The organism is Mesorhizobium sp. BR1-1-2, from assembly GCF_020165435.1.
In the GTDB taxonomy this organism is placed as follows: domain Bacteria; phylum Pseudomonadota; class Alphaproteobacteria; order Rhizobiales; family Rhizobiaceae; genus Mesorhizobium.
Genome location: NZ_JAIUID010000026.1, coordinates 32,834 through 39,827 on the forward strand (window position 1 = coordinate 32,834; position 6,994 = coordinate 39,827).

Annotated in this window: 6 protein-coding genes; 5 read left to right on the forward strand and 1 reads right to left on the reverse strand. The window is 66.9% G+C overall.

Features of this window, described 5'->3' with window-relative positions; genetic code table 11:
• Nucleotides 1–1,044 (reverse strand): class II aldolase/adducin family protein, encoded by a 1,044-nt coding sequence (locus tag LB551_RS29355; RefSeq protein WP_224661362.1) that lies wholly within the window; start codon nt 1,042–1,044, stop codon nt 1–3.
• A 189-nt stretch (nt 1,045–1,233) separates the two neighbouring features.
• Here LB551_RS29355 and LB551_RS29360 point away from each other — a divergent pair, with 189 nt between their 5' ends.
• From LB551_RS29360 to LB551_RS29380, 5 genes are all read left to right on the forward strand, one after another.
• Complete coding sequence (locus tag LB551_RS29360) at nt 1,234–2,016, forward strand: DeoR/GlpR family DNA-binding transcription regulator (RefSeq protein WP_140554324.1); 783 nt, start codon at nt 1,234–1,236, stop codon at nt 2,014–2,016.
• Complete coding sequence (locus tag LB551_RS29365) at nt 2,013–3,380, forward strand: FGGY-family carbohydrate kinase (RefSeq protein ID WP_224661363.1); 1,368 nt, start codon at nt 2,013–2,015, stop codon at nt 3,378–3,380. Before LB551_RS29360 ends, LB551_RS29365 begins: the two co-directional genes overlap by 4 nt.
• Entirely contained in the window at nt 3,377–4,948 is a 1,572-nt protein-coding gene (locus LB551_RS29370) for a sugar ABC transporter ATP-binding protein (protein ID WP_224661364.1), read from the forward strand. The genes LB551_RS29365 and LB551_RS29370 overlap by 4 nt, the downstream gene beginning before the upstream one ends.
• Nucleotides 4,945–5,943: an ABC transporter permease subunit gene (locus tag LB551_RS29375; protein ID WP_140554329.1), complete on the forward strand. Its 999-nt coding sequence runs from the start codon at nt 4,945–4,947 to the stop codon at nt 5,941–5,943. The genes LB551_RS29370 and LB551_RS29375 overlap by 4 nt, the downstream gene beginning before the upstream one ends.
• Before the next feature lie 80 nt (nt 5,944–6,023).
• Nucleotides 6,024–6,962, forward strand: a complete 939-nt coding sequence (locus tag LB551_RS29380; protein ID WP_140517934.1) for an ABC transporter substrate-binding protein — start codon at nt 6,024–6,026, stop codon at nt 6,960–6,962.
• The last annotated feature ends 32 nt before the right edge of the window (nt 6,963–6,994 follow it).

The window sequence follows — 6,994 nt, forward strand, 5'->3', positions numbered from 1 at the left end:
TCAGCCACCGGAGGCGTTCAGTTTCTGGCGGTACTGCTCGGCGTCCCAGTTGACGAGTTCGTCGTTCTCCGCCTCGGTAAGGTAATTCAAAGTCGCCGTAACATCGACCCGCGCCGTCACGTCGGCAAGGCAACGCTGCATGGCGTCGGCGCCGGCGCTGGCGTTGGCGCGCATCAGGACGCCGAGGCCGGGGAACAGGATCGATGCGGGCTGGGCGCCGCGGCGCCCGACGACAGCGGCGACGTCCTCGCCGCGCGCAGCCACCACCGAACCCTCGCCGAGGAAGATGACATGGTCGGGATAGAGGCTGCCGCCCGATGCCATGCGACGGCTGTCGGGATCGATGGCGACCGCGTGCGCCTCGATATCGGCGGGCAAGCGGTAGCCGGAGTTGGCGGCAAGCGCGGTCAGTGCCGCGATGTCGGGCGCGGCCGCCTCGCGCGGCGCCCTTGCCAGAAGCCCGGTGACGCGGCGCAACAGCGCCTCGGCCTCGGTAACGGTCTCGGCCGCGACGACGAGGCCGTGATTGCCCAGGATCAGGACATCGACGCCCGGCCGCAGCCTTTCGGAGATGCCCTGGGCCAGCGGCAGGCCCGGCCGCCGGTAGGGAACATAGGCCCATTGGATGCCTGCGAGCCGGCGCGCGGCCAGGACCTCGCAATCGGCCTGCACCGCAAGCGAAATGGTGTCGACGCAGTGGACATGCAGGACCACGCGCTGCGGCATCAAGGCATGCACCGTGGTCTCGATGGAGGGGCGCAGCCCGCGCGGGTTGAGCGCGCCGATGGCGAAGGCCTGCGGCTGGTCGGCGGCGGGATCGCGTCGTTCAACCGCCTCGAGCAATGGCGCCATCGCCACCGGCACCATGATGTCGTCGGCGAGCGCGTCCTTCAGCCACGTCCCGGAGGCCTTGATCCACAGCGTGTCTCCGGCTTTCAGCGACGTGTTGCCGCCGGCGCCCTGGGTCAAAAGCGGATCCTGTCCGATGGCGGCCGAAAGCGCCCGCAGCGCCGCCAATTCCTGCGCATCCGCCTGGGTCGCCATCACGCCTCTCCTCCAACAATCCGCCAACCGTCGAATGCGGTGGTCGGGCATTCGACGGGGTTGATATCGCAGATAAGAGTGAGTTCCGTCAACCGTGATCGGATACCGTCAGTTGCGGCTTGCAATCGAGCTAATGTTGAGTAAGTTACACCAACTGCCGTCGCAGAACGGCGTTTTTGGAGGAAACAGTTGAGCGACTCCGGCCGCCAGCGTCAGATCGTCGAACTCCTGCGCGATCGCCCCTTCGCCTCGGTGCGGGAGCTGCAGGAGCGGCTCGGCGTTTCGGCCGCGACGGTGCGGCGCGACATCGACCGGATCGACGAGGCGGGCGAGGCGCGCAAGGTCTATGGCGGTGTTTCGGCGCTCGACGGCACGTCGCATGCCGGCGTCGCCTATGCCCGGCCCTATGACGAGAATCGCGACCTCGCGGTCGAGGCCAAGCGGCAGATCGCCAATGTCGCCGCGACCATGGTGCGCGACGGCGACGCGGTCATCGTGCATGGCGGCTCGACCTGCTTCCATCTCGGGGTCAAGCTCGCCGAGCGCAACATCCGGCTCTACACCAACTCGATGCCGCTGGCGGCCTATCTGAGCGATCATGGCCACTGCAGCCTGACCGTTGCCGGCGGCGACCTGCACCGCGAGCCGGGGATCATTCACTCGCTCACCCATCCGGCACCTTTCTACGCTTCGAAGTTCTTTCTCGGCGCGCAAGGCATCGGCCAGGAAGGCTTGCTGGAATCGCACCCGCTGCTGGTGCGCTCGATCGTCGATCTTAGCCAGTGCGCCGACCAGATCGTCGTGCTGGCCGACAGCCGCAAGCTCTCGATCCAGGCCCGCAACGTCGCGCTGCCCCTGTCGCGTATCGGCACGCTGGTCACCGACGACGGTCTTTCCGATGCCGACGCGCGCATGCTGGAGGATGCCGGCGTCATGGTGCGGATTGCTTCCCCCATGGGAGCCATCGCATGAAGGTCGCGGTGCTCGACTTCGGCAAGACCAATTCGAAGCTGTTCGTCTTCGGCCAGGACGGACGCATTCTCGACGAGCGCCGGACCCAGCCGAAATGGACGCGCCAAGGCGGCTTCAGCGTGCTCGATGAGGCCGACCTCCACGATTGGGCGCTCGGCGCCGTCACCGCTGCGATCGAAAACCATGGCGTGGAAGGGGTGATGGTTTCGGGCCATGGCTGCACCTTCGCCCTGGTCGACGACGCGGCGCTGACGCATCCGATCCTCGACTATGAGCAGGAGCCGCCGGCCGAAATCGCCGCGCGGATCGATCGCCGCATTCCGGACTATGCCGAGACGTTCTCGCCGCGGCTGCCGCTGGGCTTCAATTACGGCCGCCACATGCTGTGGCTGCAGGAGGCCGCACCCGACGCTTTCGCGGCGGCGAAATGGATCCTTGGCTATCCGCAATATTGGAGCTGGCGCCTTGGCGGCAGGCCGGTTTGCGAAGTGTCCTATCTTGGCTGCCATTCGCATTTGTGGGCGCCGCGTCGTCACGATTTTTCCTCACTGGTCGACGCCGAGGGGTGGCGCCACCAGATGCCGGCCTTCGCGCGTGCCGGTACTGTCATCGGCAAGCAGGACTTCGGCAGCGCGTCGCGGCCGCTCGCCATCCACAACGGCGTCCACGACTCGAATGCCGCGCTCCACGCCTATCGGCGGCAGGGGCTGGGCCCGGTGACTGTGGTTTCGACCGGCACCTGGGTCGTCGTGCTCAATCCCGACTGTCCGCTCGAGGCGCTCGACCGCGGTCGCGACATGCTGGTCAATGTCGATGTGGATGGCGGCCCGGTGCCGACCATCCGTTTCATGGGCGGGCGCGAATTCGCCGCCATCAGCGCCGGCCGGCAAGGCCCGGTCGACGGCGCGGCGGTGCAGCGGGCGATCGATGCCGGCATGATGGCGCTGCCGAGCTTCGCGCCGGGCGGGCCGATGCCAAGCCGTTCGGGCCGGCTGGTCGGACGCACGCCAGATGCCGGCGAGCGTGCGGCCGTGGCCCTGCTCTATGTCGCGCTGATGCTCGACCTCTGCCTCGACCTCATCCATTCCAGCAACACCGTGATCGTCGACGGCGGGCTCAACACTGGTGGCCTGCTCGCCAGCCTCCTGGCGCAATTGCGGCCGGAGCAGGCCTTCATGCAGGGCGCTTCGCTGGAAGGCAGCGCCACGGGCGCGGCGGCTCTGGCTTTCGAAAGCGTCGGGCGTGAATTCGCCGCCGAGCCGCCGGAGCCGGTGAAGGCAGCGCGCTTCACCAACCTCGCCGGCTACCGCGACGGCTGGCGCGATCTGGTCGCCGGGACCGCCGGCAAGGCCGCAGCCCGATGAGCGCGGGGGCCAAGACTGAGGCAGCCGGCATGGGGATGGAACGCCACCCGGTGCTGGAAATGCGCCATATTTCGAAGACGTTCGGCGCGATCCGCGCCCTGCAGGATGTTTCGCTTACCGTCCATGCCGGCGAACTGCACGCGCTGATGGGCGAGAACGGCGCCGGCAAGTCAACGCTTATGAAGGTGCTTTCGGGCGCCTATCGTCCCGATCCCGGCGGCGAGATCCTGATCGATGGCATGCCCTCCGCGACCGGCGATCCGATCAAAGCGCGCGCCAGCGGCGTCGCGGTGATCTACCAGGAACTGTCGTTGGCGCCCAATCTGACGGTGGCGCAGAACATTTTCCTCGGCAACGAACCGCGCCGTTTCGGCATCGTCGACCGCGACCAGTGCAACCGGCGCGCAACCGAGATCATCGGCCGGCTCGGCGTTTCCTTTTCGGCGCGTGCCCTGGTTTCCGGCCTGTCGCTCGGTGAACGCCAACTGGTCGAGATCGCCCGGGCGCTGTCGACCAATGCGCGCATCATCGTCATGGACGAGCCGACCACGTCGCTGACCTCGCGCGAGACCGAGCGGCTGTTCGAGGTAATCGCGACGCTGAAGGCGCAAGGCATCGCCATCATCTACATCAGCCATCGCATGGAAGAGGTGTACCAGCTCGCCGACCGCGTCAGCGTGCTGCGCGACAGCGGCTATGTCGGCACGCTGGAGCGCGCCGACCTCAGCGCCTCGCGCCTCGTTTCGATGATGGTCGGCCGCGATCTCTCGGCGTTCTACAAGAAGGATCACCGCCCGCCGGGCGAAAAACGCGCCGTGGCGCTGTCGGTGCGCGGCATGTCCGACGGCAGGCTGCTGAAGGACTGCTCCTTCGACCTCTATCACGGCGAGGTGCTGGCGCTGGCGGGCCTGGTCGGCTCGGGCCGCACCGAACTTGCCAGGCTCATCTTCGGCGCCGACCGGCGCAGCGCCGGCACGTTGGAGCTCGACGGCAAGCCGATCGCCATCGGCTCGCCGCGCGAGGCGCTCGATGCCGGCATCGCCTACCTCACCGAGGACCGCAAGGAACTCGGCCTGTTCCTCGACATGTCTATTTCCGACAACATCAACATGGGCGTGCTGGCCAGGGATGCGCGCGCCGGCGGCTTCCGCGACTTCGCCGCCGCCGACAGGCGCGCTGCGAAAGCCGTCGCCGATCTTTCGATACGCACCCGCTCGGCGCAGGCCAATGCCGGTTCGCTGTCAGGCGGCAACCAGCAGAAGGTGCTGCTCGCTCGCCTGCTGGAGACCGAGCCGAAGGTGGTCATCCTCGACGAGCCGACGCGCGGCGTCGATGTCGGCGCCAAATCGGAAATCTACCGGCTGATCGACGATCTCGCCAACCGGGGCATCGCCATACTGATGATCTCCAGCGAACTGCCGGAGGTGATCGGCGTCGCCGATCGGGTGTTGGTGATGCGCGACGGCGCCATATCGGGTGAGGTGACGGCGTCTCCGGGCGAGCCGCTTCGCCAGGAAGCGATCATGGAACTTGCGACGGGAGCGGCCCAAGAAGGACCGAAGGAATGACCGACAGAACGACCGCGACGACGACGGTGGATCAGGCGGCAGTCAGGAGCCGGCGGCTGCGCACGGCTTTGGCCGCGCTCGGCATGCTGCCGGTGCTGGTGCTGCTGGCGGCCGGCTTCCAGTTCATCAATCCGCGCTTTCTCACCGGCACCAACCTGTTGATCGTCACGCAGCAATCGTCGATCAACATCGTGCTGGCGGCCGGCATGACCTTCGTCATCCTCACCGGCGGCATCGACCTGTCGGTCGGCTCGATCCTTGCCGCTTCCGCGATGGTGGCGGTGCTGGTGTCGCTGGTGCCCGACTGGGGCCTGCTCGGCGTGCCGGCGGCCATCCTGGTCGGTCTCGGCTTCGGGGTCATCAACGGGCTGCTCATCGCCTATATCAGGCTGCCGCCCTTCATCGTCACGCTGGGCTCGCTCACCGCCGTGCGCGGCGTCGCCCGCCTGCTCGGTGAAGACACGACCGTGTTCAACTCCGACCTGCCGTTTGACTTCATCGGCAATGGATCGCTGTTCGGCGTTCCCTGGCTGGTCATCATCGCGCTGACGGTGGTGGTGGTGTCGTGGCTGGTGCTGAAGCGCACCGTGCTCGGCACCTGGATCTATGCCGTCGGCGGCAATGCCGAGGCGGCGCGGCTGACCGGCATCAAGGTGCCGCTGGTGCTGCTCTTCGTCTATGGCGTGTCCGGCCTGCTGGCAGGCCTCGGCGGCGCCATGTCGGCGGCCAGGCTCTATGCCGCCAACGGCCTGCAGCTCGGCCAGTCCTACGAACTCGACGCCATCGCCGCGGTCATCCTAGGCGGCACAAGCTTCGTCGGCGGCGTCGGCTCGATCTGGGGCACGCTGATCGGCGGGCTGATCATCGCCGTGCTGTCCAACGGGCTCATCCTGGCCGGCGTCTCGGACATCTGGCAGTACATCATCAAGGGATTGGTCATCATCGTGGCGGTCGCCCTCGACCGCTACAGGCTCCAGGCAGGGGCAAGAACGTGAGTGACCTTGTCGCCGGCATCAAAGACCGGCTTGTGTAGCGCACCGTGAGAGGCGCGGGGCATCAGGAGGAAGTAAGCGTAATGAAGACCATCGCCAAACTGCTTTGCGGCGCCGCGTTCGCGGCCGTCGCCATTGCGCCGGCATCGGCCAAGGACCTGAACAAGGTCGGCATCTCGGTCGGCCTGCTCGGCAACCCCTTCTTCGTCGCCACCATCAAGGGCATCGAGGACGCGGCCAAGAAGATCAATCCGAACGTCGAGGTCACGTCGGTGTCGGCCGACTATGACTTGAACAAGCAGGTCTCGCAGGTCGATTCCTTCATCGCCGCCGGCGTCGACGTCATCATGCTCAACGCCGTCGACGCCAAGGCGATCGCGCCGGCGGTGAAGAAGGCGCAGGCGGCAGGCATCGTGGTGGCCGCCTTCGACGTCTCCGCGCCAGGCGCCGACGTCACCGTAATGACCAACAATGTCAAGGCCGGCGAGGAGGCCTGCCAATATCTGGTCGACCAAACCGGCGGCAAGGGCAACTACGTCATCCTCAACGGTCCGGCGTCTTCGTCGATCCTGGAGCGCGTGAAGGGCTGCAAGAACGTGCTTGCCCAGCATCCCGACATCAAGATCCTGTCCGACGACCAGAACGCCGAAGGCTCGCGCGACGGCGGCCTGAAGGTGTTCCAGTCGCTGCTGACCCGTTTCGACAAGATCGATGCGGTGTTCGCCATCAACGATCCGACGGCGATCGGCGCCGAGCTCGCCGCCAAGCAGCTCAACCGCTCGGAGTTCATCTTCACCGCCGTCGACGGCGCGCCGGACATCGAGAAGGAACTGGCATCCGGCAAGTCCATGATCAAGGCTTCAGCCTCGCAGGACCCTTATGTGATGGCCGGCCAGTCGCTGACGATGGCCGCCGACGTGCTTGCCGGCAAGAAGCCGGCGGAGCCGGTGGTGCTGCTCGATCCGAAGCTGATCACCGCCGAGAATCTCAAGGACTACAAGGGCTGGACCGCGGCCCGCTGATCAGTCCGATACGGGCGCGGGGGGGGGGCGCC

What these genes read in the sequence shown, in the direction of transcription:
- LB551_RS29375 (WP_140554329.1), top strand. Translation starts at nt 4,945, where the DNA reads ATGACCGACAGAACGACCGCGACGACGACGGTGGATCAGGCGGCAGTC.
- LB551_RS29370 (WP_224661364.1), top strand. Translation starts at nt 3,377, where the DNA reads ATGAGCGCGGGGGCCAAGACTGAGGCAGCCGGCATGGGGATGGAACGC.
- LB551_RS29380 (WP_140517934.1), top strand. Translation starts at nt 6,024, where the DNA reads ATGAAGACCATCGCCAAACTGCTTTGCGGCGCCGCGTTCGCGGCCGTC.
- LB551_RS29355 (WP_224661362.1), bottom strand. Translation starts at nt 1,044, where the DNA reads ATGGCGACCCAGGCGGATGCGCAGGAATTGGCGGCGCTGCGGGCGCTT.
- LB551_RS29365 (WP_224661363.1), top strand. Translation starts at nt 2,013, where the DNA reads ATGAAGGTCGCGGTGCTCGACTTCGGCAAGACCAATTCGAAGCTGTTC.